Origin of the sequence: Actinomadura scrupuli (genome assembly GCF_050971785.1) — a bacterium.
Lineage (GTDB): Bacteria > Actinomycetota > Actinomycetes > Streptosporangiales > Streptosporangiaceae > Actinomadura_E > Actinomadura_E scrupuli.
Genome location: NZ_JBPCCU010000001.1, coordinates 1,232,442 through 1,256,205, shown reverse-complemented (window position 1 = coordinate 1,256,205; position 23,764 = coordinate 1,232,442). Strand labels below are relative to the sequence as shown.

The following is a 23,764-nucleotide window of genomic DNA, read 5'->3' as shown; positions in this document are numbered from 1 at the left end:
ACTCTCTCAGTCAGAGAAGGGAAATTCCAAGACTTGCCGGCCCGCGGCCGGGACCTAGAGATCCAGCGGCTTCCGCGCGCTGAACCGGAACTGGTGCTCGTTCGTCCTGGTCACGGTGACGTCGGTGAACCCCGCCGCCTGGAGCCGCCGGTCGAGGGTGTCGGGGTCGACCGGGACGAAGGTGTCGTCGATATGGCCGCCCCGGATCAGCTCCGTGTCGAGGGAGTCGACTCCCAGGAGTACCGCGCCGGGACGAAGGACGTGGTGCAGCCGTGCGAACAGCCGGTCCTGCTCCTCCGGTGACTCCATGTGGTGCAGCATCGAGAAGCAGGTCGCCGCCGAGAACCGGCCGGGCGCCAGATCGACGGTGGTGGCGTCGCCCTGGACGACCTCCACGGGAGCGTCCTGGAGCCTGGTGCGCAGTTGCGCGGCGAGGCCGGGGTCGATCTCGATGGCGGTCACCTTGGCGGTCAGTCGCAGGAGCAGGTCCGTGGTGAGCCCGGGACCGGGTCCGATCTCCAGCACGTCGTCGCCGAGGTCGGCCGTCTCCTGCAGCCAGGGCAGCAGTTCGGTGCGCAGCGTCCGGGCCCATTCGGGGCTCGCCAGGTAGGTCAGGTGGGACTGGTTCATCGCGCGGCCTCCGGGTCGGCCGGACGGTACGGCCGGTAGGCGGGAGTCATACCTCCATGAGTACAGTCATCGGCGATGACCGGCTTTGCGCGAACGGCCGATTCACCGCCCCCCGCGGCCACCTCCCGATGGGTGGCACTGCGCGGCGAGGCGGGAGTGGCCGCGGGGTCGTACTCGTACGAGGGCGACACCGCCGCCACCTCGTGGCACCGTCACGACCTGCACCAGCTCGAGTACGCCTTCGAGGGGATCGTCGAGGTCGAGACCAGGGCGGCGCGCCACCGCCTGCCGTCCCGGCAGGCGGTGTGGATACCGGCCGGGCTCGCGCACAAGAGCTCCTTCGACAAGGCCAGGACCGTCTCGGTGTTCTTCGATCCAGGGCTGGTACGCGACACGGCGGGGCGGGCCAGGGTCCTGCCGGTGGAGCCGGTCTTCCGAGAGATGATCATTTATGCCGCGCGCTGGCCGATAGGCCGCCCGGCCAGCGACGCCACCGCCGACTCCTACTTCGAGACCCTGGCCGGCCTCGTCCTCGAACGCCTGGACCACGAGCGGCCCTTCTACCTGCCGACCAGCCCGGACCCGCTGATCACGGCGGTCATGCGGTACACCGACGAGCACCTGGCCTCGGTCTCGCTCGACGAGGTCTGCCGTGCCGCCGCCGTCTCCGAGCGCACCCTGCGGCGCCGGTTCCGCACCGCGACCGGCATGACGTGGCGCCAGTACCTCCTGCACAGCAGGCTGCTGCACGCCATGACGCTGCTGATCCGGCGCGACGACACCGTGCTCGGCGTGGCCACGGCCGTGGGATTCGACAGCGCGAGCGCCTTCAGCCGGGCCTTCCAGGCCTACTCCGGGCAGACGCCCACCGCCTTCCGCCAGGAGAGGCCGAAGACGGCGAGCACCTGAGGACGCGGCGCGTCCGGAGGTGCCGTCGAGGCGGGACGACACCGGCTCGGCCCGGATCAGGTCATGCCGTCCAGGGGCCGCCGGACCGTGCCCGGGCCGGACAGGTAGATCGGCGTCCATCTGGATTGCGGCCCCCATCGGCGAATATACTGTTCGCGAAAAATGAGAATGCTCATATCACCGCTGGAGAGGCTGGCATGGTAGATCTTGAGCTGGAGCAGGGGCTGGCGGTCATCACCATCAACCGCCCCCAGGCCCGCAACGCCATCGCGCCGGCCACGATGGGCGAGCTGGAGAAGGCCCTCGACGCGGCGGCCGGCGCCCGGGCCCTCGTCATCACCGGGGCGGGCGACCGGGCGTTCGTCTCAGGAGGCGACCTGAAGGAACTGGCCGCGATCCGTACCGAGGACGAGGCGACGGCCATGGCGCTGCGGATGCGGCGGATCTGCGATCGGCTCGCGGCCTTCCCCGCCCCGGTGATCGCCGCGCTGAACGGCCATGCCCTGGGCGGCGGGGCCGAGGTCGCGGTGGCCGCCGACATCCGGGTGGCCGCCGACGACATAAAGATCGGATTCACCCAGGCGACCCTCGCGATCATGCCGGCCTGGGGCGGTGCCGAACGGCTCGCCGCGCTGGTCGGCAGAGGCAGGGCCCTCCTGCTCGCCGGCACCGGCTCCCTGCTCGGCGCCGCCGAGGCCGGGCAACTGGGGCTGGTGGACCAGGTCCTGCCGCGGGCCTCCTTCGCGGAGGGCTGGCGCTCCCTGGCCAGGTCGCTCGCCGACGGGCCCACCCGGGAGGTCAAGCACATCACGTCGGGTGCCGTCTCCGCGGAAGAGGCGGCGCGCACCTTCGCGCGCCTCTGGGTGGCCGACGAGCACTGGCAGGCAGTGGAAAGGGCGATGCGGCGTGGTAAGTGACCTGCGGATCGAAGCGAGCCCGGTGGGACCGGTCGTGCGCCCCCCGGGCCCCGTCGAGACGGTCGTCCTGTATCTGCGAGGTGACCGCGACCTCAGTGGCACCCCGCATGCGGCACTCGATCTGGCCGCACCCCTCGCCCTGCGGACCGGGGCCGCCGTCGTCTGCGCCCGCCACCGGCCCACCTTCCCCGCGGCACTCGAGGACGTCCAGGCCGCCTACCGCCACTGCCGGGCCTCCGGCCCGGTGGTGGTGGCGGGCGAGCGGGCGGGTGCCGGGCTCGTTGCGGCGCTGCTGATCCGCCTGCGCGATCTCGGCGCTCCCCTCCCCCGCCGCGCGGTGCTGGTCTCGGCGCTGCTCGACCTGACCCTGGAGGCGCCGAGCCTCAGTCTCAACGCGGGCGCCGATCCCACCTTCGACGTCGTCGAGCTCCGGCGGCACGTCACGCGGTACGCCGCCGGCAGCCGGCTGGCCGACCCCCTGGTGAGCCCGCTCTTCGCCAACCTGCACGGCCTGCCGCCGGTCCAGCTCCTGACGGCGGGCACCGATCCCCTGCTGGACGATTCGCTGGCGTTCGCCGCCCGGGCCGCACGGTCCGGCGTCACGGTGGACCTGCGCGTCCTGCCGGACGCGACCACGCTCCACCAGGAGGCGGTGGCGACGATGGCCCCCTTCCTGGCCGGCGACCGTCCCGACACGCACGGCGGGCCCGGCACCGCCACCGGCCGTGGTGACGCGGAGCGGCTGCCGATCTCTCCGCCGTAGGCCCGGTGCTCGCGGAGCCGCACCGGGCGGGGGTACCGCCGGCCTGGCCGGCCGTTCAGACGATCCTGGTGTCGTGGTCCTGCCAGTACGCCTCCCGCAGGAGGCCCTTGCGCAGCTTTCCGCTGGGGTCCCTGGGCAGCTCCGGCACGAAGTCGACGCCGCGCGGGCACTTGTACGAGGCGAGCCGCTCCCGGCAGTACGCGAGAAGCTCCTCCTCGGTCACGTCGGCCGCCGGCTCGACCACCGCGAGGACCCGCTCGCCCATCTCCGGGTCCGGGACCCCGATCACCGCGACGTCGGCGACGTCCGGGTGCATCACCAGGACGTTCTCGGCCTCCTGCGGATAGATGTTGACGCCACCGGACACGATCATGTGCGCGACCCTGTCGGTCAGATAGAGATAGCCGTCGTCATCGAGGTATCCGACGTCGCCCAGGGTGCGCTCGCCGAAGTAGACCACGCCGTCCTCGATATGGACGTCGCCGGTGGGCTTGCCCACCGACCCCGGGTGCGCCAGCCACTCCTGCGGCCCGATGGCCGTGTGGCCGTACCCCTCGGTCCCGGAGTAGTACTCGTGGATGATCGGGCCGAACCAGTCGAGCATCCGCCGTTTGACCTCGACCGGGCAGGGCGCGGCACTGTGGAAGACCAGCCGCAGGCTGCTCAGGTCCCTGGCGCGCTCCTCGGCCGGCAGCTTCAGGAGCCGGACGAACATCGTCGGGACGAACTGGGCGTGCGTGACCCGGTGCCGTTCGATCAGCTCCAGGCAGCCGGCCGCGTCGAAGCGGTCCATGACGACGAGGGTGCCGCCCAGTCTGAGCAGCGACATGCAGTACACGAGCGGCGCCGCGTGGTAGAGCGGGGCCGGTGAGAGGTAGACGGTGCCGGGGCCCATGCCGTACCGGGCCAGACCCAGCGCGATCTGCACGCACGCGTCCGCCTGGTCGCCCATCGGGCCCGCGGTGAGCGGCTTGCGCACGGGCTTGGGACGCCCGGTCGTGCCCCCGGAGTAGAGCAGCTCCCGCCCCTCGCACTCCTCCGGCTCCCGCGTGACGGGCGTGGCGAGAAGGCGCTCGTACACCTCCTCGGTGACCAGCAGCTTCCCCTCCACCATCTCGTCGATCTCGGCGGGAAGCAGGTGTGCGTTGACCGGCGTGTAGTAAAGGCCCGAACGCTGTGCGGCCCAGGCGACCTCGAGGAACGCCGCGCCGTTGGGCATCCGGATGGCGATCGAGTCTCCCGGCTTCTTGCCGAGCGCCGCCGCGAGGTGACGTGAGCGCGCGTCGAGTTCGGCGTAGGACACGGTCCGGCCGCCGCTCTCGATGACCGCGACCGCATCGGGCTGCTGCTCCGCCTGCCATCCCAGGTGATACATGGCTGGAGAATATCATTCTCCATTTATGGAATTAAGAGTCTTCTCTCGGGCCAGCACGCATTCCTCGGCGAACGACAGTACCTGCAGGTGATACGACAGAGCCGACAGCCCGAGGCTCAGGTTGTGACCGCCGCCCGCCTGCTCGTGGACGGCGACCCGGGCGGAGGCGGTGAACAGGGCCGCGACGTCGGCCAGCGCCGCCGGCCCGGCTCGCCACCACCTCTCGTGGTCGCCGAGGGTGTAGTGAACCGGGATGCGCACCCGGGCGGCGAGCCTCGGGAACTCCTCCATCCAGCGCTCCGCCTCAACGCCCTCGTAGGCGGGAGCGGGAGAGGAGATGCCCGCGCCGCCGGCGACCTCGGCCGGGTAGAGGCCCGGCGGCCCCCACAGCAGGTCACGCAGACCGGTTCCGGCACCGTTCGGCGACGGGCCGGCTCCCCTTCTCGCCGCCTGGACCGCGACGGCCCGGGGCTGCATCCGCCGCCCGGTGCCGGCGAGCTCCAGGCCCAGCAGATCCGCGCCCCGCTCGTCGCCCGCCATCCGCAGCGCCAGATCGCAGCCCCTCGAATGCGCCATCACGAACACACCCGCGCCCCGGGGACGCGACGCGAGCAGCCGCTCCACGGCCGCGTACGCGAGATCGACGCGCCGGGCGGCCGGGAACATCCGGCCGGCGTGCGCGGCGGAGTCACCGTAACCCGGGCGGTCGAGGGCGATGACGGTGAAGCCGAGCGCGGCGCCGGTCCGGAGCAGCGACAGCCGCGGCCGGTTCGGGGCGTCGAAGTACACCGAGGTCGTCGCACCGCCGTGCAGGGCGAGGACGACCGCCCTGGGCCGCGGCGCCTCCCGTACCAGCGCCGACATCGGAACGCCGCCGACCTCCACGACGTGGGCCGTCCCAGGGCCGTCTTCGGGCGTCATGCCGGAATCGGCATGACCTGCGCGGGCGAGGGGGCGCGGCTCATGTGTTGCGCCCGCCGTTCACGCCCAGGATCTGGCCCGTGATGTATCCGGCCTCGTCGGCGACCAGGAACGCGCAGGTGGCCGCGATGTCCTCCGGCCGGCCCACGCGACGGACGGGCGTCCGCTCGATGTGATCCGCTATCGAGCCGCCGAGCAGGTTGCGCTGCTCGGCCCTGCGCAGCATCGGGGTGTCGATGAAACCCGGTGGCACGGCGTTCACCGTGATGCCCTTCGGCCCGAGTTCCAGCGCCAGCGCCTTGGTGAGCCCGTTGACCGCCGACTTGGCCGCCACGTAGTGCGCCATGAACGCCTGGCCCGAGTGCGCGCTCGAGGAGGAGATGTTGACGATCCGCCCCCATCCGGCGTCCAGCATGTCGGGGAGCACGCCCTGGACGCAGTGGAAGACACCGTTCAGGTTGACGTCGATCACCCGCTGCCAGGCCTCGAACGTGAGGTCGGAGAAGCGCTTGAAGCCGTCCAGCCCGGCCGCGTTGACCAGGATGGTGATCGGGCCCAGGCGTTCCCTGACGGCGGCCAGCGCGGCGTTCACCTGTGCGGGGTCCGTCACGTCGGCCACCTGGGAGACCCCCGTGTCGCCGGGTTTGAGATCGAGCACGGCGACGTGGTAGCCGTCGGCGCTCAGCCGCTCGCTGATGGCCAGGCCGATGCCCGAGCCGCCACCGGTCACGACGGCGGTCTTCACGAGAGTGCCTCGTCGCCCACGATGGTGGTCCGGTGCAGGGTTCGCTCGGAGGCGACGTCGTACGGCAGCGCCTGGTGCAGCATGCCCGTGTTGTCCCACATCACCAGGTCGCCGACCTGCCACTCGTGGGTGTAGCAGAAGCGGTCCTGAGTGCACCAGGCGAGAAGCTCGTCAAGGAGCGCCCGGCTCCGGGCGGGCTCCATGCCGACGATGTGGTCGGCCGTCGCGCCGATCACGAGCGAGCGGCGGCCGTCGCGGCGCTTCCAGACCAGTGACGTCTCCTGCGGGCGCTGGGTGCGCCAGATCGCGAGCTCCTTCTCGGTCGGATCGGGCTTCACCAGCCGCTGCGCCGCCTCGAAGCTGTGCACCACGCGCAGATCGTCGTAGCGCTTGCGGTCCTCTTCGGACAGGTTCTCGTAGGCGGCGTAGGTGCTGGCGAACGCGGTCCCGCCGCCCACCATGGCCACGTGCCGGCCCGTCAAAGTGGTCGCCTTGATGGGCACCCGGTCGGTGGTGCCGTCCATGTGCCAGAAGAAGGTGCCCTTGAGGTACTCGGCGGACGGGTTCGTCGCCGGGTCGAGGGAAACCTTGAAGATCTCGTTTCCACCCAGCGTCACGACCTCGCCCAGCTTGCGGCTGAAGGCGAGCTGGGCTTCGTCATCCAGGTGCAGGCCACGGATGAGCAGGACTCCGCGCCACTTCAGTGCTTCCAGGCACCGGCTGATCAGCGCGGCGTCGAGCAAATCCTCGACGCCGGTGACCTCCACGCCCAGGTTCGGGCTCAGCGCTGTCGTCTCGATCACGAGAATCTCCCTTCCTAGTACGAGAATCCTAATCTCACCGGAGTCCCTTCCGGAAGCCCCGAATGACAACCTTGTGACGTATGAGACGTCGCCCAGCTCAGCGGCCACCGCGACAATCTCCGCCCCCGCGCGCGCAGGCTCCAGGCCGGACGATCGCCTTCTGAGCAGCAAATACCTCCGCGAAGACGGGCATCACGGGCGCCGGCAGACCGGCCGGGCCCGGCCCGGCCTCCTCGGACGATTGATTTGCAAATTATGAGAATGTAGTTTCCAGTCATTAAGAAGGAGACGGGATGAAATCTCAGGACAACGTGCCGATCGCCACGGACCCCGCGCGGGGAACCGGCGAGGACGGCATTCGGGCGCAGGACGCGGTGCGGCGCCTGCTCATCGACGGACGCCTCGTCGAGGCCGGACGGACGTTCCCCTCGGTCAATCCCGCGACCGGCGAGGTGCTCGGCCAGGCACCGGACGCCACGGTCGTCGAGGCCAGAGCCGGTGTCGCGGCGGCCCGCCGTGCGTTCGACACCACCGGCTGGCCGACCGACCCGGAGGCCCGCGTCCGGTGTCTCGACCAGCTCCACCGGGCGTTGACCGAGCACAGCGAGGAGCTGCGCGAGCTGACGATCGCGGAGGTCGGCGCGCCCCGCATGCTCACCTACGGCCCCCAGCTCGACGACCCCATCAAGATCGTCAAGTACTACGCCGATCTGCTCGAGACCTACCCCATGACCCAGGACCTCGGCGAGGTCGAGAGCCGGGGCCGGCGTCATCGCCGCTGGGTGGAGAAGGAGGCCGCGGGGGTGGTCGCCGCGATCATCCCGTACAACTATCCCAACCAGCTCGCGCTGGCCAAGCTGGCTCCCGCGCTCGCGGCGGGATGCACGGTCGTGCTCAAAGGCTCTCCGGACACGCCGCTGGTCACGCTGGCTCTGGGCGAGCTGATCGCCCGCCACACGGACATCCCGCCCGGCGTGGTCAACATCCTGACCTCGTCCGAGGCCGCGGTCGGCGAGGCCCTCACCACCCACCCCGACGTGGACATGATCAGTTTCACCGGCTCCACGGCCACCGGCCGCCGGATCATGGAAGCCGCGAGCCGTACGGTGAAACGCGTCTTCCTGGAGCTCGGCGGCAAGTCCGCCATGATCATCCTGGACGACGCCGACCTCGCCGCCGCCGCGATGTTCGCGGCTTTCACCATCTGCGCGCACTCCGGGCAGGGCTGCGCGCTCACCTCCCGGCTGCTCGTGCCGAGGGCACGGCACGACGAGATCGTCGAGCAGGTCGCGGCCGGCCTCGGCCGCGTGCGGTACGGCGATCCCGCCCATCCCCGGACGTACATGGGACCGCTCATCAGCGAGCGGCAGCGCGACAAGGTGGACGGGCTGGTGCGACGGGCCGTCGCGGCGGGCGCGAAGCTCGTGACCGGCGGCGAGCGCGTCGATCCCGGCTTCTTCTACACCCCGACCCTGCTCAGCGGGGTCGACCCGGACAGCGAGATCGCGCAGGAGGAGGTCTTCGGGCCGGTCCTCGCCGTCATCCCGTACGACGACGAGGACGACGCGGTGCGCATCGCCAACAACTCGATCTTCGGTCTCTCCGGCGCGGTGCACAGCGGTGACCAGGAGCGCGCCGTCGCGGTGGCCCGCAGGATCCGCAGCGGGACGTTCAGCATCAACGGCGGCGACTACTTCTCCGCCGACGTGCCGTTCGGCGGGTACAAGCAGTCGGGCATCGGCCGCGAGATGGGCGCCGCCGGGCTCGAGGAGTTCCTGGAGAGCAAGGCCTTCGGCGCGGTGGTCGCATGACGGCGGCACGGCAGGAGGAGCGTCTCCCGGCGCCCGGCGGCCCCGCGGAGGCGGCGCGGGCACCGCGCGGCGTCGTCCAGTGGGCCACGGGGAACATCGGCACCCACGCGCTGCGGTCGGTGATCGAGCACCCGCACCTTGCGTTGGCCGGGGTGTACGTCCATACGGAGGCCAAGGCCGGGGTCGACGCCGGCGAGCTGTGCGGGCTCGGGACGACCGGGGTCACCGCGACGCGTGACATCGAGGAGGTGCTCGGGCTCGGCGCCGACTGCGTCCTGTACATGCCGCGCTCCTGCGATGTCGACGAGGTCTGCCGGCTGCTGGCGTCGGGCGTGAACATCGTGACGACCCGGGGCGAGTTCCATCATCCCGCCGGCCTCGACCCCGCGGTCCGCGAACGGGTCGAGGCCGCGTGCGACCTCGGCGAGACCTCGATCCACAGCACCGGCAGCAGCCCGGGATTCATCACCGAGGCCCTCCCGCTGGTCCTGGCGTCGATCCAACGGCGGCTCGACGCCATCACGATCGACGAGTTCGCCGATCTCTCGCGACGCGACTCGCCGGGCTTGCTCTTCGACGTGATGGGCTTCGGCAAGCCTCCCGCGGAGTTCGACGAACGCCGGCTGTCGCATGGGCGGAGCAGCTTCGGCCCGTCGCTCCGTCTCCTCGCCGACACGCTCTCGATGCCCCTCGACTCCGTGGAGGCGAGCGGGGAGGTCGCGGTCGCCCGCCGCCCGGTCGAGATCGCCGCCGGGGTCCTGGCGGCCGGCACCGTCGCCGCACAGCGGATGACGGTGTCGGGGATGCGGGGCGGCCGGCCGGTGCTGCGCTTTCGCGCCGCCTGGTACTGCTCCACCGACCTCGATCCCGGATGGGACGTCCGCGCCACCGGCTGGCACGTCTCGGTCGAGGGCGACGCCCCGCTCGACCTCGACATCCACTTCCCGGTGCCCATCGAACGGTGGGCCGCGGTGTCGCCCGGACTGACGGCCAACCGCGCCGTCAACGCCGTGCCCTTCGTCTGCGCGGCACCCCCGGGAATCCGCACGACGGCCGACCTGCCGCAGATCGTCCCGGTGTTCGGGTGACCACACGACGGGGCGGGAACGCCGCGGATCTGCCCGCCGGCGTCCCCCCGCGGGGTCCGCCGGGCCCGGCGGGCCGATGAACACCGCCTTGCCGGGCCGGTCGTGGCAGCCTGGGAGACATGACAGGTGAGCTACGCGTACGGGACGAGCCGGCGGCCCCGGCCGCCAGCGCCCGGACGGCCGGGGACGGCCGCACGTGACGCATCCCGGCAGGGGCAGGCGCGGCGACCAGGCGGTGATGGGCAGGCCGCGGGTGACCTCACGCGCGGCCCTCGAACGGCTGGGCTTCGAGCTGTTCGCGCGGCAGGGTTTCGGCGACACCACGGTCGACGACATCGCCGCCGCCGCGGGCATCGGCCGCAGGACGTTCTTCCACTACTTCGCGTCCAAGAACGATCTGGTGTGGGGTGACTTCGAAGCCCATCTGCTGACGCTGCGGGAGCTCCTGGCCAGGACCGATCCGCGCACGCCGATGATGGACGCCCTCCGCGAGGCCGTCGTGGAGTTCAACCGGTTCGACGTCGCGGACGTGCCCTGGCACCGCCAGCGCATGGAGCTCATCCTGGGAGTGCCCGCCCTGCAGGCCGACGCGACGCTCCGCTATGCCTCCTGGCGGGCGATCGTCACGGAGTTCGTGGCGGAGCGCACCGGGCTGCCGCCCTCCGCGATGCTCCCCCGGCTCGCCGGCCACGCCCTCCTCGCGGCCGCGGTCTCGGCGTACGAGCACTGGCTGGCGGCCGAGGACGGCACCGGGCTGTCGGAGCTGCTGGCGGAGACCATCGGCCGGATCGCGGCGGGCCTGGACGGCCTGGAGCGCAGACCCGAACCGTGAAGCCTTCCCGCGCGGTGATCAGCCCAATTCCTGGCGGATGGCGTGGGCGATCAGCTCGCCGACGAGAACGGCCGTCGCGGCCGGGCCGCGCAGCGGCGCCGTCGGGAGGATCGAGGTATCGGCCACGCGAAGGCCGCTGAGCCCGTGCACCCTTCCGTAGGCGTCGACCGCGGCCGACGGCGCACCGGCCGGGCCCATCGGGACGGTGCCGCAGGTGTGCTGGGACGTGCCGAGCCGCGCGCGTATCCACCGGTCGAGCGCACGGTCGTCCGCCAGGATCTCCGGCCCGGGTTCCGCCGGTCCCGCGGCGACCTCGCCGAACGCGTCGGCGGCGATCAGGGCCGCCGTCGTCCGGACCGCCTCGCGCATCCGGCACCGGTCGCCGTTCGTCTCCAGGTATCCGTACTCGATGCGCGGCGGGACCTCGGGATCCGCCGACCGCGTGGACAGGCGGCCACTCGTCCGCGGACTCAGCACGGACACGAGGAAGGGCAGGGGCGCGCCGGGGACCGCCACCGCACCGCCGACCAGGCCGGCGATCGGCACGAGCGACTGCAGGATCTCCAGATCCCCCTCGGGGGGGCCGCCGGACGAGGACAGGTGCAGGGCGCCGCCCAGCCACGAACCGGACGGCTCGGCCATCGGCCGCCGGGGCGTCCACTCCATCACCACCTGAGGGTGATCGCTGAACGTGGCCCCGACCGCGGGGAGGTCCTGGACGACCGGAACGCCGAGACGCGCGAGGTCGTGTGCCGGTCCGATCCCCGACAGGTGCAGCACCTGCGGTGAGGCGAACGAACCGGCGCAGAGCACGACCTCCCCGGCCTCCACCACGAACCGTCGCCCGGCGTGCTCGGCCACCACGCCGGTCGCCCGGCCGCGGCTGACCGTCACCGAGCGCACGGTGCACCCACCCGTCACGGTGAGGTTCGGCCGTCCGAGCGCTCCCAGGAGGTAGGCGATCCCGGTGTTGATCCGCTGCCCGCCGACCGCATTCGACGGAAGGGGGCCGAAACCGGGAGGGTCCTGAGCGTTCTTGTCCGGCTCCTCCGGAAAGCCCATCTCGCGGGCCGCGCGGCCGAACGCCGCCACGGCGGGGTGGCCCACTCCGGTGCGGCGGACCCGGATCGGCCCGGTGCCCCCGTGCAGCGGACCGGCCCCGTGGTCGAGGTCGGTCTCCAGCGAGCGCAGGAACGGCAGGACGCGCTCGTACGACCAGAAGCCGTCGCCCACGTGCGCGGCCCAGCGATCGAAGTCCGCGCGCCGCGCCCGGACGAAGTAGCCGCCGTTGACGGTGGTGGAACCGCCGAGGATCCGCCCCCTCGGCACCGCGTACGGGCGCTCTGGGGTGAGATGGGCGGGATACGACCGGACGGAGCCGTGGCCCGGCTGCGCGCCTGGGACGAGCCGCGCGTCCAGTAGCCCGGTGGGGAACTCCGACACCCTCCTCGGCACCGGCCCGGCCTCCAGGACCCGGACCTCACGGTCGGGGTCCTCGCTGAGCCGAGCCGCCAGGACGGCTCCGCTGCCGCCCGCCCCGACCACGAGCACGTCCGGGTGTCGCGTCGCGCGGGTTCTCACGACGAGGAGTCACCGGAAGGGAAACCCGCAGGTGAACGAGCGACTTTCATCGGCGACCTATCTTTTGGCACTCAATGCAAATACTATTCCCCCCAAATACGCGCGATGTCAGCTAAGTCGTGTAAGTCGTACATCGCGATGGCCGCCACGTGCTCTGAGGGAGCTTCCATGAGCGAGACCCACGCCCTTGTCACCGAGCCCGCCGAAGTCGCCACCGGACTCGCCGCCGAAGAGGTGCACGACGAGGAGACCTCCGCCGCCGAGTCGCTCATCGAAGAGGTCTCGATCGACGGCATGTGCGGCGTCTACTAGGGACCGCACGGTGCCCGGGATCGACCTCGACGGCGCCTGGGACCTGCATCCGCAGGTCTCCGTGCGGCCGGAACCGTTCGGCGCGCTGCTCTACCACTTCGGGACGCGCAAGCTGTCGTTCCTCAAGGACCGGCTGCTGCTCGACGTCGTGCGCTCCCTCGCGGAGACGCCCTCGGCCCGCGCCGCCTGCACGGCGTGCGGCGTCCCCGCCTCCGACCTGCCGCGCTACCACGCCGCGCTGACGGCGCTCTTCCGGTCGTCCATGCTCGTCGAAAGGACCGCCCCATGACCGTCACCGCCCCGCGGGTGGCCGAGCCCGCGTCCGGGTCCCGGCTGGTCGACCTGTTCGAGTACGGGCTCGACGCGCCGATCTGCCTGACGTGGGAGCTCACCTACGCCTGCAACCTGGCCTGCGCGCACTGCCTGTCCAGCTCCGGGCGGCGCGACCCTCGTGAGCTGAGCACCGCGGAGGCCAAGGCCGTCATCGACGAGCTGGAGGCCATGCAGGTCTTCTACGTCAACATCGGCGGTGGAGAGCCGACCGTGCGCCCCGACTTCTGGGAGCTCCTGGACTACGCCACCGCGCACCACGTCGGCGTCAAGTTCTCCACCAACGGCGTCCGGATCACCCCCGCCGCCGCCCGGCGGCTGGCCGCCAACGACTACGTCGACGTCCAGATCTCCCTCGACGGCGCCACCGCCGAGGTCAACGACGCGCTGCGCGGCCCGGGCTCCTACGACACCGCCGTGACCGCCATGCGCAACCTCGCCGACGCCGGGATGAAGAACTTCAAGCTCTCGGTCGTCTGCACGCGGCACAACATCCCGCAACTGGACGAGTTCAAGGCGCTGGCCGACCGCTACGGCGCCCAGCTCCGCCTGACCAGGCTGCGTCCCTCCGGGCGCGGCGCGGACGTCTGGGACGACCTGCACCCGGCCCGCGAGCAGCAACGCGAGCTGTACGACTGGCTGGTCGCGCACGGCGAGGGGGTGCTGACCGGCGACTCCTTCTTCCATCTGTCCGCGTACGGGCAGGCGCTGCCCGGGCTCAATCTGTGCGGGGCCGGACGGGTCGTGTGCCTCATCGACCCGGTCGGCGACGTCTACGCCTGCCCCTTCGCGATCCACGAGGAGTTCCTCGCGGGGAACGTACGGCGGCCCGGCGGCTTCGCGGGGGTCTGGCGCGACTCCAAGCTCTTCCGCGACCTGCGGTCACCGCAAAGCGGCGGGGCGTGCAGTTCCTGTGCCTTCTACGACACCTGCAAGGGCGGCTGCATGGCCGCCAAGTTCTTCACCGGCCTGCCGCTGGACGGCCCCGATCCCGAGTGCGTCCAGGGCTACGGCGAGGAACTGCTCGCCAAGCGGCCCGAGGACCGGGCGGGCATCCCCAGGCCCATCGCGGATCACTCCCGCCGCACCGCTCCCGCCCGGGGGGGTCCGGTCCCCCTCACGCTCACGCGCCGTCCGGAGCTGGACCGGCCGCCGGTGAGCGCGTGCGCCGAGGACCCGCTGTCGGGCCTGCGGGTCACCTGAGTCCGCCCGGCAGCCCCCACCGAGGAGACAGCACAGATGAGCAGGAACCCCTGGTTCGAGACCGTGGCCGAAGCGCAGCGCAGGGCCGAGAAGCGCCTGCCGGGCATGGTCTACGGCGCGCTGGTCGCCGGATCCGAGCGCGGCCGGACGATCGACGACAACACGGACGCCTTCGCCGAGCTCGGCTTCGCCCCCCGCGTCGTCGGGCACCACGCGGTGCGGGACCTGTCCACGACGGTGCTGGGCGTGGAGACGTCGTTGCCGATCCTGATCTCCCCCACCGGCGTGCAGGCCGTGGACCCCGACGGCGAGGTCGCCGTCGCGCGCGCCGCCGCCAACCGCGGCGTCATCATGGGCCTGAGCTCGTTCGCGAGCAGGCCCGTCGAGGAGGTCTGCGCGGCCAACCCGAACGTCTTCTACCAGATGTACTGGAGCGGCGAGCGCGAGGCGATGGTGCAGCGGATGGACCGGGCGAGGAGCGCCGGGGCCAAGGCGCTCATCGTGACCCTCGACTGGTCGTTCTCCAACGGCCGGGACTGGGGCAGCCCCGCCATCCCGGAGAGGATCGACCTTAAGACCATGGTGCGCCTGGCGCCCGCGGTCCTGACCCGGCCCGGCTGGCTGTGGCGCTTCGCCCGCACCAGGAGCATCCCGGACCTCACCGCGCCGAACCTGCGGCCACCGGGCGGCGAGGCCCCGACGTTCTTCGGCGCCTACGGCGAGTGGATGAACACCCCTCCCCCCACCTGGGACGACGTGAAGTGGCTCCGCGAGGAGTGGGGCGGCCCCTTCCTGCTCAAGGGCGTGACCCGGGTGGACGACGCCAAGCGGGCGGTCGACGCGGGAGTCACGGCCCTGTCGGTCTCCAACCACGGCGGCAACAACCTGGACACCACCCCCGCCACCATCCGGCTGCTGCCGTCCATCGCGGAGGCGGTCGGGGACCAGGTCGAGGTGCTGCTCGACGGGGGCGTGCGGCGCGGCGGGGACGTGGCCAAGGCGCTGGCCCTGGGCGCGCGGGCGGTGCTCATCGGGCGCGCCTACCTGTGGGGCCTGGCCGCCAACCGGCAGGCCGGGGTCGAGAACGTCCTGGACATCCTGCGCGGCGGCCTCGACTCCGCGGTCCTGGGCCTCGGTCACTCCTCCGTGCACCAGCTCTGCCCGGACGACCTGCACATCCCGCCCGGCTTCGCGGTCACCCTCGGCCGTACGGCCGCCGAACCCGCGCGGTGACATGAACGGCCCAGACACGACCGGCGCGACATGACCGGCACCGGCACGACCGGCGATGCGGACTCCACGGACGCCCGCGACCTGGCGGGAGCGGTCTGGCCGTCCCTGCCCGCGGGCTCGCTCGTGCTCCTCCCCCTCGGATCCACCGAGCAGCACGGTCCCCACCTGCCCCTCTCCACGGACAGCGTGATCGCCCAGGTCGTCGCGGAGCGCGTGGCCGCGGCCCTCCCGCCGGGCGCGGCCGGTCCGCCGCTGGTCGCGCCGGCACTCGGCTACGGGTCGAGCGGCGAGCACGCGGGCTTCCCCGGCACGGTCTCCCTCGGCCACCAGGCCCTGCACGCCGTGATCGTGGAGACCACGCGCTCCCTGGCCCTGTGGGCGGAGCGCGTCGTCTTCGTCAACGGGCACGGCGGCAACGTCCCGAGCCTGCGTACCGCCGTCGGGCAGATGCGCGCCGAAGGGCACGACGTCGCCTGGGTCGGCTGCGGCGTTCCCGGCGGCGACGCCCACGCCGGCTTCACCGAGACCTCGGTCATGCTCTGTCTCGCCCCCGGGCAGGTGCGGATGGACCGCGCGGTCGCCGGCGACGACCGGCCGCTCGCGAGCATCATGCCGGAGCTCGTGGCGCACGGCGTCCGCGCCGTGTCGCCGTCGGGCGTCCTCGGCGACCCCTGCGGCGCGACCGCCGAGCACGGGCGGGAGATCGTGCGGGCGATGGTGTCGGACGCCGTCCGCAGGATCGCGGCCTGGCGCGCCGACCCCCAGGGCATGCTCCTCGACCCCGACGAACCGTCCCGGTAGCCGGACATGCCCCAGGATCACGACCCCGCCCGGACCGCCCTCCCGCCGGTATTCCCCATCGCCCTCGACCGCGGGACGTCCTTCTGGGCGGGTGGACGGGTGGCCACCGGCGGCGCCCCCTGGAAGGTCCTCCGCTTCAAGGATGCAGCCCTGCCGTACCTGGGCGTCCTGCGCAGGGCGGGGGCCCGGGGCGCCGCCGCCGACTCGGCGGTGGGACGGGCACTGGCCCGCCAGCTCCTCGACCACGGTCTCGCCCATCCGGTGCCGGCATCACGTCCCGGGCCGCACGCGGTGACCGTCGTCGTACCGGCGTTCGGGCGGGTCGATGAGCTGGAACGCTGCCTGGCCGCACTCAAGGGCCTGCCGGTGATTGTCGTGGACGACGGCTCCCCCGACCCGGGGCCGCTGCGCCGCATGGCACGAGCGCACGGCACCCGGCTGGTACGGCACGAGGTCAACCGGGGGCCGGCCGCCGCGCGCAACACGGGCCTGCGGCTGGCGGACACGCCGTTCGTCGCGTTCGTGGACTCCGACTGCCGGCCGGTGGAGGGCTGGCTGGACGTCCTCATCCCGTATTTCGACGACCCCCGGGTGGCCGCCGTGGCGCCGCGGATCGTCCCAGGTGCCGGGAGCTCCCGCCTGCTGGCGCGGTACGAGGCCGCGCGGTCCGCTCTCGACATGGGTTTCCGGCCGGCCCTGGTCCGTCCCAGGGCGAAACTGGGCTTCGTGCCGACCGCCACGCTCGTCGTACGGGCGGCGGTGTTGCGGGACATCACGTTCGACGAGGAGATGCGGCTCGGCGAAGACGTCGACTTCGTCTGGCGGCTGGCCGACCGCGGGATGCACGTCCGGTACCAGCCAGAGGCCCAGGTCGAGCACACCCCGCGGTTGGAGGCGCGGGCGTGGGCCCGCCGCCGGCACGAGTACGGCACGTCGGCGCCCGCGCTGGCCCGACGGCATCCCGGGCGGCTCGTCCCCCTCAGCCCGTCGGCCTGGAACCTCGCCACCCTGGCGTTCCTGGCGTCCGGTCACCCCTGGCGCGCGGCCTCGAGCGCCGTGCTCACCACCGCCCTGCTCACCCGCAGGCTGACCGGCACCCACGAGGCCTGGACGCTCAGCGCGGCGATAGTCGGCAAGGGCGTCATCGCCGACGCCGCCGCCATCGGCCATGCGCTGCGCCGCGAGTGGTGGCCCCTGGGCCTCGTCTGCCTGGCCGCCGGCGGGCGCAGCCGGGCCGCCCGCTGCGCGGCGACCGCCATGCTCGCCCCGGTGGCCCTCGAATGGCTGACCCACCGGCCCGCCCTCGACCCCGTCCGCTACACCGCCCTCAGGCTCCTGGAGGACGTGGCCTACGGCTCCGGGGTCACCGCCTCCGCCTGGCGGCACCGATCCCTCGAGCCGCTGCTTCCCAGGCTCCGGGACTCCCCTGTCCCCGCACTCCGGGACGGTGTGCGGTGGCTGGTCGGACGGCGGACCACCCGTCGTCCACCGGAGGGACGGCGCCGTTGATGTCGCCGGCGGCGTCGGAGGCGAGGAGGACGATGGCCGCGGCCCGCTGGTCGGCGGTGCGGGGCCGCCCGAAGTCGCGCAGGTAGGAGGCCCGGACGGGTCACAGGCCCAGGGCGGGCGCGATCACGTGGTCCACGTAGCCGTAGAGGAAGGCCGTGTCGAGGGTGTCGCCGAAGAGGTCCTCGCCGCCGAGGGCCCCCAGCAGCATGTTCTTGACATAGGGGAGGGCCTCGCAGTCGGCGGCCAGCTCGCCGCGGGCGATGCTGCGGGCCAGCACGCTCTCCAGCGCGAGGACCCCCGGCTTGACGAAGAACTCACGGAAGGCCGTCATCAACCGGGGATCGCGGTGTATGGCCTGCGTCATCGCCCGGTTCATCTCGCGGTCCAGGATCGTCCTGCTCCCGAACTGGTCGATGTAGGCCTTCAGATCGCCGATCAAGGTCCCGGTGTCGATGTCGTCGACCTTCAGCCTGTCGAGCGACCGCACGGCCGCGAGCACCAGCTCCGGCTTGCCTCCCCACTGCCGGTAGATCGTGGCCTTGCTCATGCGGGCGCGGGCGGCGACCGCCTCGACACTGAAGCTCTCGTAGCCCGCCTCGCGCAACTGGTCGAGCACCACCCCGAACAACTCCGCCTCGCGGTCGGGCGAGATCCGGCTTCGCCGCGTCCTCACCGCGTTTTCATCGGCGGCCACACATCCCTCCCCCGGAACACTCACCTGCGCGCATAACCAAAACGCGCGCGTTCTCTTACAGTAGGGCGGCCGTTAAGAGAACGACAGCGTTTCGCTAGCGACCTCGTGACACGGCCCGGAAGACCCACCCCTCCAGGAGCCGCCATGAGACCCCGGACCCCTTCCACCGTGCCGATCGACGCCGCCCCAGTCCCGGGCGGGCGCGACCCCGGCCGGGCACGGCGTGCCGGAAGGCGGGCGGCCGGAGCGCTGGCCCTGGCCGCGGCCGCCCTGTCGCTGACGGCCGGCGGCGTCGAGCACGCGACGGCGGTCGCCCCCGCCGACACCACGGTGCCCCGGGCGAACTGCGGGCCCGGGGCGGCGCCGGAGACCGGACTGCAGGGGCAGGTCCCCCTGGCGGACCGCACCAGCGGACGCAGCAAGCGGGGCTACCAGTGCAACCTGGAGCTGATCAGCCGGTACCAGGGGCAGGGGCAGGGCACGGTCGGCGCGTCCTACGGCAAGTGCCAGTATCTGGGCACCATCCTGCCGAGCGCGGTGACGGCCAAGCGGCCGGGCGTCAACGTCATCGACATGTCCGACCCGCGACGGCCACGGCTGACGGACTCGCTGCTCAGCCCCGCGACGCTCGCCGGGACCTGGGAGACGCTCAAGGTGCACCAGGGCCGCGGGCTGCTGGCGGCGGTGTCGGTCGGTGCCCTGTCCGGCGGGTTCTTCGTCTCGGTGTACGACGTCAGGACCGACTGCGCCCATCCCCGGCTGCTCAACGGGATCCGCGGGACGAAGCTGACGATGCCGGGCTTGTTCCCCGGCCATGAGGCGAGCTGGTCGCCCGACGGCCGCACCTACTGGACGACCGGAACGGTGGGCGGCACCATCGCCGCGCTGGACATGTCCGATCCGGCGTCCCCGCGGGTGATCTACAACGGGATCATCGGCCTGACCGACCACGGCATCGGCGTGAGCGGCAACGGTGAGCGGATCTATGTCGCCAACATCCCGACGGGCGTCACGATCTTCGACGCCGGCGACATCCAGCGCCGCAGGCCGCAGCCGCAGTTGCGCCGCATCTCCGAGACCACCTGGGCCGACGGCCTGGTCACCCAGCACGCCATCCCGTTCACCGACCACGGCAGGCCCTATCTGGTGGCGGTCGACGAACTGGGCTCCGGCGGGGTACGGATCCTGGACATCTCCGACGAGCGCCGGGTCACGACCGTCCGGCAGCTCAAGCTGGAGATCAACCGGCCCGAGCATCTGAAGACGCGGGGGGCCGACACCGCCAAGAACGGCATCTTCGGCTACGACTCGCACTACTGCACCCTCGACCGCCTGGCCGACCCCACCGCGCTGGCCTGCGGCTGGGCGCAGTCGGGGATCCGGGTGTTCGACGTCCGCGACCTGAAGCGGCCCCGCGAGATCGCCTACTTCAACCCGGCCGCCCAGGTCGGCAAGCGCGAACTGCTGCGCAACTCCGCGCACGCGTTCGTCCCCTTCGGCGCGAGCTTCTCCGACATCCTCGGCGACTACCCCGACAAGCCGCCGCTGTACACGGGCCCCACGGACATGACCGCGGACTGGTGCATGTCGCCGCCGCGCTTCGACGGCGACCGGCTGTGGGTGTCGTGCGACGACAACGGCGCGCTGCTCCTGCGCTTCACCAACAACGCCTATCCCCTGCGATGAGCGCACGGCCCAGCGCCGGGCGAGTGCTCTCGGCCATCGCGTTCATGGTGATCGGGGCGGGGACGGTGATGCTGCTGCCCGACCATGGCCCCGCGGCGGGCGCGGCGCGGGTCTCGGCCGCCGGCACGGTCGGCATCGGGTTCAGCCAGGACATGATCGTGCATCACCAGCAGGCCGTGACGATGGCCCAGGCGGTCCACGGCAGGGTCAGCCCGCCGGTGGCCCGGATGGCCTCCGCGATCGAGCTCAACCAGATCAAGGAGATCGGCCAGATGCAGGGCTGGCTCGCCCTCTGGAACGCCCCGCAGGTGCCCTCCGGCCCCCCGATGACCTGGATGGCCGCCGGCCACCAGGGCCACGCCGGCCGTCGCGGCCCCGGCGCGATGCCGGGGACGGCCTCGCTGCGGGAGATGGACCGCCTCGGCGAGGTCAAGGGCGAGGACGTGGACGTGTGGTTCCTGCAACTCATGATCCGCCACCACGAGGGCGGCTCGATCATGGCCGCCGCGGCGGCCCGGGACGCGACGAACCCGCACGTACGCGGCCTCGCCATCCTGATGGCCACCGGCCAGCGCCAGGAGATCGCCACGATGACCGGCCTGCTGTCCGCCCTCGGCCACCGTCCCCTGCCCGCACCGACACCGCCGTGAACGGCGGACATGCCGGCCCGGTGGAGTGAGACCGCGCCCGGCGCTCCCGGACGGCGCCTAGCGCGGCCCGGGTGCGTCCGGCACCGTGTTCGCCGCGGGCCCCTCGAACTGCTGGAGGCAACGCTCGACGAACTCGACGGTCTCGGCGTGCCCGGCGGACATGCCGAGCGACTCCTCGATCGCGAGCACCTGCGAGGCGGTCGTCAGCAGCACCATCATGACGATGGGCGGGACCGCCTCCGGATCGACCGTGCGGCGTTCCAACAGGCCGGACAGCGCGTCGAGCTGCTGAATGCGGACCTGTTCCGCGTAGTGCACGAGCTCCGCCCGCATCGCCTTGCGGTGGTTGGCCAGGGCGGCGAACTCCATCGTCAGCGCCGTGCCCCGCGGATCGGTGTTGAACTCCCACAGTGCCCGGAGCGGCTGCGGAGAGGCCAGCACCCGCGCCTGGCGTTCGAGCGCCTCCTCGGCGCGGCGGCGGAAGGCGGCCAGGAACAGATCGTCCATTGTGCGGAAGTAGTAGTGCACGAGCTGGGGTTTCAGGCCCGCCTTGGCGGCGACGCGCCGCGAGCTGACGGCGGCGTAGCCCTCCTCCAGCATGAGGCGCTCCGCGGCGTCGAGCAGGATCGCGCGGTTCTTGGCGTCCGGCGCGCCGATCCTGCGCGGCGATGCCATGTCGTTGACCTCCGCAAACTGTACGACCGTGTCCGCTGGACACTGCCGGCCATCATATCCACCCCGCGAGAGTGACCTTGACCACACGATTCAGTCTATGCTAATCAAGTGCTCAGCAATGCTGTGCAGGTGCTCAGCAGGGCCGGTCCGATCCGCCGCGGTTCGTGCGCGTGTTCGTAGGAGGCTCACCGAACTCCACCTGGAATACACCCCCGCCGTCTGAGCGACCACCCGAGAGGCCGCCATGCGCAACACCCGGACCGCCCCCAGGCGCCGCCGGGCCGGGCGCGGCCACTGTCGCATGGTTGCTTGAGGTTCGGAAGGCTGCCATGACCCAGATGACCATGACCATCCGTCCTGCCAGATCCGCCCCGTGGTGGGTGCTTCCTCCGGCTCTGGCCGACACGCTGCGGCCCGAGCTGGCACAGCTCGCCGACGAGATCGTGGAGGAGATCCGGCGCGGCGTCCCGGAGTTCGACCGCCCGCTGCAGGGTGCGTTCGGGGCCGGGATCCGGTTGGGCGTCGAGCAGGGCCTGCGCCAGTTCGTCGACCGCATCGCCGATGCCGCCACGCACCTGCCGCACGACCCGCGCGTCCCCCGGGCGCTGGGTCGCGGCGAGTTCCGTGAGGGCCGCAGTGTGGACGCCCTGCAGGCCGCCTACCGGATCGGCGGGCGCGCCGCCTGGCGCCGCTTCGCCGCCATCGGCATGAGCGCCGGTCACTCACCCGAGACCCTGTGCGCCCTGGCCGAGGCCGTCTTCGCCTACATGGAGGAAATCGCCAACCAGTCGGTGCAGGCCTATGCCGAACTGGCCACCAGGGCCACCGGCACTCTGCACCGGCGCAGACGCCGCCTGCTGGAACTGCTCACCGCTGACGCGCGGCCCGCCTCTCCCGAGACCCTCGCCCGGCTGGCGGCCGAATCCGAATGGCGGCTGCCCACCCACGTCGCGTGCGTGGCACTGGCCGGCTCCTGGCCGGACGGGCACCTGATGTCGCCCGCGGTGAGCGCGGACGCCCTCATGGACCTGGAACGCCCCGACCCGTTCCTATTGGTCCCCGATGCCGAGGGCCCCGGCCGCCAGGAGATGCTCGTACGCGCCCTGAACGATTCGATCTTCGCGATCGGCCCCACCGTCGAGCTCGCCGACGCGGCGCTGTCACTGCGGCTGGCCCGCCAGACCCTCGCCCTGTGCCGCCGCGGCATCATCGCCGCCGATCCGCCCGTGCGCAGCGCCGACCACCTCCCCACCCTGCTGATGCTCGCCGACGAGGGCATCATGAACCTCATGACCCACGGCGAGTACGCCCTGCTCGCGGAGATGGCACCCGCCAAACGCGGACGCCTGGCCGAGACGCTCCTCGTCCTTCTCGCCGAGGGCGGCACCGCCCCCGAGATCGCCCTCCGGCTCCACGTCCACCCCCAGACCGTCCGCTACCGCATGAACCAGCTCCAGGACCTCTACGGCGACCGGCTCCACGACCCCGACTGGCGCTTCCACATGCAGATAGTCCTGCGTATGCAAACCCTCCTGGCACGCGCTGTCTAGTATGGGAGTATGCGCACACTCACCACATCGGGAGCCCCGGCGGCGAGGAGACCTCGTGACTGAGCCGGCCACCCACTCGTCCAAACCCGCGGGCGACGCGCCCCGCCCGCGTCGACGGCTCACCGCCGAGGCGCGGAAGAGCTCGATCCTGGCCGCTGCGAGGCGTGCGTTCAGCGAGACCGGCGACATGAGCGGCACCACGATCAAGGTGATCGCCGAGCACAGCGGCATCAGCGAAGGAGTGATCTACCGCCACTTCGAGAGCAAGGACCAGCTGTTCCTCGAGGCCGTCGTCGAACCGCTCAAGAAGGCCGTGGACGATCTCGTCGCCGCGACCGCGGCCGTCGACCGGGACCAGCCCCTGACGCCCCAGCGGCAGCGCGGCACGATGAACGGCCTTTATCTGCAGCTCGTCTCGACGCTGGAGGAGATACTCCCGCTGCTCGGCCTGGTGCTCTTCGGAGACCCCCAGGTGGCTCGGCGGTTCTACCGGGACGACTTCTCGGTGGCCATGGACCGGCTGGCCGAGGCGTGGCGTGAGGTGGAGCAGCGGTACGGTTTCCCGTTCGAGTCTCCGGACATCTCGGCCCGCGCGGTGATGGGCATGGCGCTCATCCTGGCGCTGGAGAGCCACCACCGGAAGGACTTCGACCGTGACCGCGCGGTGGCCTTGATCAGCGATGGCACCGTCAAGGGTTTCTTCCCCACCATCGAGCCGGCGGGCAAGCAGCTCTGAACCGGTGGAC

The 23,764-nt window shown here is 72.0% G+C and carries 24 protein-coding genes; 16 read left to right on the top strand and 8 right to left on the bottom strand.

Annotated features, from left to right (window positions below):
* Positions 1-54 precede the first annotated feature (54 nt).
* Positions 55-630: a class I SAM-dependent methyltransferase gene (locus ACRYCC_RS05790; protein ID WP_433809439.1), complete on the bottom strand. Its 576-nt coding sequence runs from the start codon at positions 628-630 to the stop codon at positions 55-57.
* A 75-nt stretch (positions 631-705) separates the two neighbouring features.
* Between ACRYCC_RS05790 and ACRYCC_RS05785 the strand changes: the two genes are divergently transcribed.
* From ACRYCC_RS05785 to ACRYCC_RS05775, 3 genes are all read left to right on the top strand, one after another.
* Positions 706-1,539, top strand: coding sequence for a helix-turn-helix transcriptional regulator (locus tag ACRYCC_RS05785; RefSeq protein WP_433809438.1), 834 nt, complete (start codon positions 706-708; stop codon positions 1,537-1,539).
* 197 nt (positions 1,540-1,736) lie between these two features.
* Complete coding sequence (locus tag ACRYCC_RS05780) at positions 1,737-2,456, top strand: enoyl-CoA hydratase/isomerase family protein (protein WP_433809437.1); 720 nt, start codon at positions 1,737-1,739, stop codon at positions 2,454-2,456.
* Between the two features lie 34 nt (positions 2,457-2,490).
* Complete coding sequence (locus ACRYCC_RS05775) at positions 2,491-3,219, top strand: alpha/beta hydrolase fold domain-containing protein (protein ID WP_433809436.1); 729 nt, start codon at positions 2,491-2,493, stop codon at positions 3,217-3,219.
* 55 nt (positions 3,220-3,274) lie between these two features.
* Here the strand turns inward: ACRYCC_RS05775 and ACRYCC_RS05770 are convergent, their stop codons facing one another.
* The 4 genes from ACRYCC_RS05770 to ACRYCC_RS05755 are packed head-to-tail and all read right to left on the bottom strand — an operon-like array spanning position 3,275 to position 7,063.
* The gene (locus tag ACRYCC_RS05770; RefSeq protein ID WP_433809435.1) at positions 3,275-4,594 is read right to left on the bottom strand and encodes an AMP-binding protein; all 1,320 of its coding nucleotides are present in this window, start codon (positions 4,592-4,594) and stop codon (positions 3,275-3,277) included.
* 12 nt (positions 4,595-4,606) lie between these two features.
* The gene (locus ACRYCC_RS05765; protein ID WP_433809434.1) at positions 4,607-5,515 is read right to left on the bottom strand and encodes an alpha/beta hydrolase; all 909 of its coding nucleotides are present in this window, start codon (positions 5,513-5,515) and stop codon (positions 4,607-4,609) included.
* 40 nt (positions 5,516-5,555) lie between these two features.
* On the bottom strand, positions 5,556-6,260 hold the full coding sequence (locus ACRYCC_RS05760; protein ID WP_433809433.1) for an SDR family NAD(P)-dependent oxidoreductase: 705 nt from the start codon (positions 6,258-6,260) through the stop codon (positions 5,556-5,558).
* Positions 6,257-7,063, bottom strand: a complete 807-nt coding sequence (locus ACRYCC_RS05755; protein ID WP_433809432.1) for a TauD/TfdA dioxygenase family protein — start codon at positions 7,061-7,063, stop codon at positions 6,257-6,259. The genes ACRYCC_RS05760 and ACRYCC_RS05755 overlap by 4 nt, the downstream gene beginning before the upstream one ends.
* A 293-nt stretch (positions 7,064-7,356) precedes the next feature.
* On the opposite strand from ACRYCC_RS05755, the gene ACRYCC_RS05750 reads away from it, so the two are divergent.
* The 3 genes from ACRYCC_RS05750 to mftR all read left to right on the top strand — a co-directional run bounded on the left by ACRYCC_RS05750 (position 7,357) and on the right by mftR (position 10,794).
* On the top strand, positions 7,357-8,874 hold the full coding sequence (locus tag ACRYCC_RS05750) for an aldehyde dehydrogenase family protein (RefSeq protein WP_433809431.1): 1,518 nt from the start codon (positions 7,357-7,359) through the stop codon (positions 8,872-8,874).
* Positions 8,871-9,962 (top strand): NAD(P)H-dependent amine dehydrogenase family protein, encoded by a 1,092-nt coding sequence (locus ACRYCC_RS05745; RefSeq protein WP_433809430.1) that lies wholly within the window; start codon positions 8,871-8,873, stop codon positions 9,960-9,962. Before ACRYCC_RS05750 ends, ACRYCC_RS05745 begins: the two co-directional genes overlap by 4 nt.
* Before the next feature lie 196 nt (positions 9,963-10,158).
* Positions 10,159-10,794: a mycofactocin system transcriptional regulator MftR gene (mftR, locus tag ACRYCC_RS05740; protein ID WP_433809429.1), complete on the top strand. Its 636-nt coding sequence runs from the start codon at positions 10,159-10,161 to the stop codon at positions 10,792-10,794.
* An 18-nt stretch (positions 10,795-10,812) separates the two neighbouring features.
* On the opposite strand, the gene mftG is transcribed toward mftR, so the two are convergent.
* On the bottom strand, positions 10,813-12,375 hold the full coding sequence (mftG, locus tag ACRYCC_RS05735; protein WP_433809428.1) for a mycofactocin dehydrogenase MftG: 1,563 nt from the start codon (positions 12,373-12,375) through the stop codon (positions 10,813-10,815).
* A gap of 168 nt (positions 12,376-12,543) precedes the next feature.
* Between mftG and mftA the strand changes: the two genes are divergently transcribed.
* From mftA to mftF, 6 genes are read left to right on the top strand one after another with little or no spacing between them, the layout of a single operon-like run.
* A complete protein-coding gene (gene mftA / locus ACRYCC_RS05730; protein WP_433809427.1) occupies positions 12,544-12,687 on the top strand; it encodes a mycofactocin precursor MftA in 144 nt (47 codons plus the stop codon).
* A 10-nt stretch (positions 12,688-12,697) separates the two neighbouring features.
* Positions 12,698-12,976, top strand: coding sequence for a mycofactocin biosynthesis chaperone MftB (mftB, locus tag ACRYCC_RS05725; RefSeq protein ID WP_433809426.1), 279 nt, complete (start codon positions 12,698-12,700; stop codon positions 12,974-12,976).
* Positions 12,973-14,220, top strand: coding sequence for a mycofactocin radical SAM maturase (gene mftC, locus ACRYCC_RS05720; RefSeq protein WP_433809425.1), 1,248 nt, complete (start codon positions 12,973-12,975; stop codon positions 14,218-14,220). Before mftB ends, mftC begins: the two co-directional genes overlap by 4 nt.
* A gap of 36 nt (positions 14,221-14,256) precedes the next feature.
* Positions 14,257-15,453: a pre-mycofactocin synthase MftD gene (gene mftD / locus ACRYCC_RS05715; protein WP_433809424.1), complete on the top strand. Its 1,197-nt coding sequence runs from the start codon at positions 14,257-14,259 to the stop codon at positions 15,451-15,453.
* Between the two features lie 30 nt (positions 15,454-15,483).
* Positions 15,484-16,254 (top strand): mycofactocin biosynthesis peptidyl-dipeptidase MftE, encoded by a 771-nt coding sequence (gene mftE / locus ACRYCC_RS05710; RefSeq protein ID WP_433809423.1) that lies wholly within the window; start codon positions 15,484-15,486, stop codon positions 16,252-16,254.
* A 6-nt stretch (positions 16,255-16,260) separates the two neighbouring features.
* Complete coding sequence (gene mftF, locus ACRYCC_RS05705) at positions 16,261-17,763, top strand: mycofactocin biosynthesis glycosyltransferase MftF (protein WP_433809422.1); 1,503 nt, start codon at positions 16,261-16,263, stop codon at positions 17,761-17,763.
* A gap of 100 nt (positions 17,764-17,863) precedes the next feature.
* On the opposite strand, the gene ACRYCC_RS05700 is transcribed toward mftF, so the two are convergent.
* Complete coding sequence (locus tag ACRYCC_RS05700) at positions 17,864-18,436, bottom strand: TetR/AcrR family transcriptional regulator (RefSeq protein ID WP_433809421.1); 573 nt, start codon at positions 18,434-18,436, stop codon at positions 17,864-17,866.
* A gap of 165 nt (positions 18,437-18,601) precedes the next feature.
* Between ACRYCC_RS05700 and ACRYCC_RS05695 the strand changes: the two genes are divergently transcribed.
* The gene (locus tag ACRYCC_RS05695; RefSeq protein ID WP_433809420.1) at positions 18,602-20,143 is read left to right on the top strand and encodes an LVIVD repeat-containing protein; all 1,542 of its coding nucleotides are present in this window, start codon (positions 18,602-18,604) and stop codon (positions 20,141-20,143) included.
* Positions 20,140-20,793 (top strand): DUF305 domain-containing protein, encoded by a 654-nt coding sequence (locus ACRYCC_RS05690; protein ID WP_433809419.1) that lies wholly within the window; start codon positions 20,140-20,142, stop codon positions 20,791-20,793. Before ACRYCC_RS05695 ends, ACRYCC_RS05690 begins: the two co-directional genes overlap by 4 nt.
* Positions 20,794-20,850: 57 nt before the next feature.
* Here the strand turns inward: ACRYCC_RS05690 and ACRYCC_RS05685 are convergent, their stop codons facing one another.
* Entirely contained in the window at positions 20,851-21,468 is a 618-nt protein-coding gene (locus ACRYCC_RS05685) for a TetR/AcrR family transcriptional regulator (protein ID WP_433809418.1), read from the bottom strand.
* Positions 21,469-21,812: 344 nt separating this feature from the next.
* On the opposite strand from ACRYCC_RS05685, the gene ACRYCC_RS05680 reads away from it, so the two are divergent.
* On the top strand, positions 21,813-23,018 hold the full coding sequence (locus tag ACRYCC_RS05680) for a PucR family transcriptional regulator (RefSeq protein WP_433809417.1): 1,206 nt from the start codon (positions 21,813-21,815) through the stop codon (positions 23,016-23,018).
* A gap of 55 nt (positions 23,019-23,073) precedes the next feature.
* The gene (locus ACRYCC_RS05675; RefSeq protein WP_433809416.1) at positions 23,074-23,754 is read left to right on the top strand and encodes a TetR/AcrR family transcriptional regulator; all 681 of its coding nucleotides are present in this window, start codon (positions 23,074-23,076) and stop codon (positions 23,752-23,754) included.
* Positions 23,755-23,764: the final 10 nt, after the last annotated feature.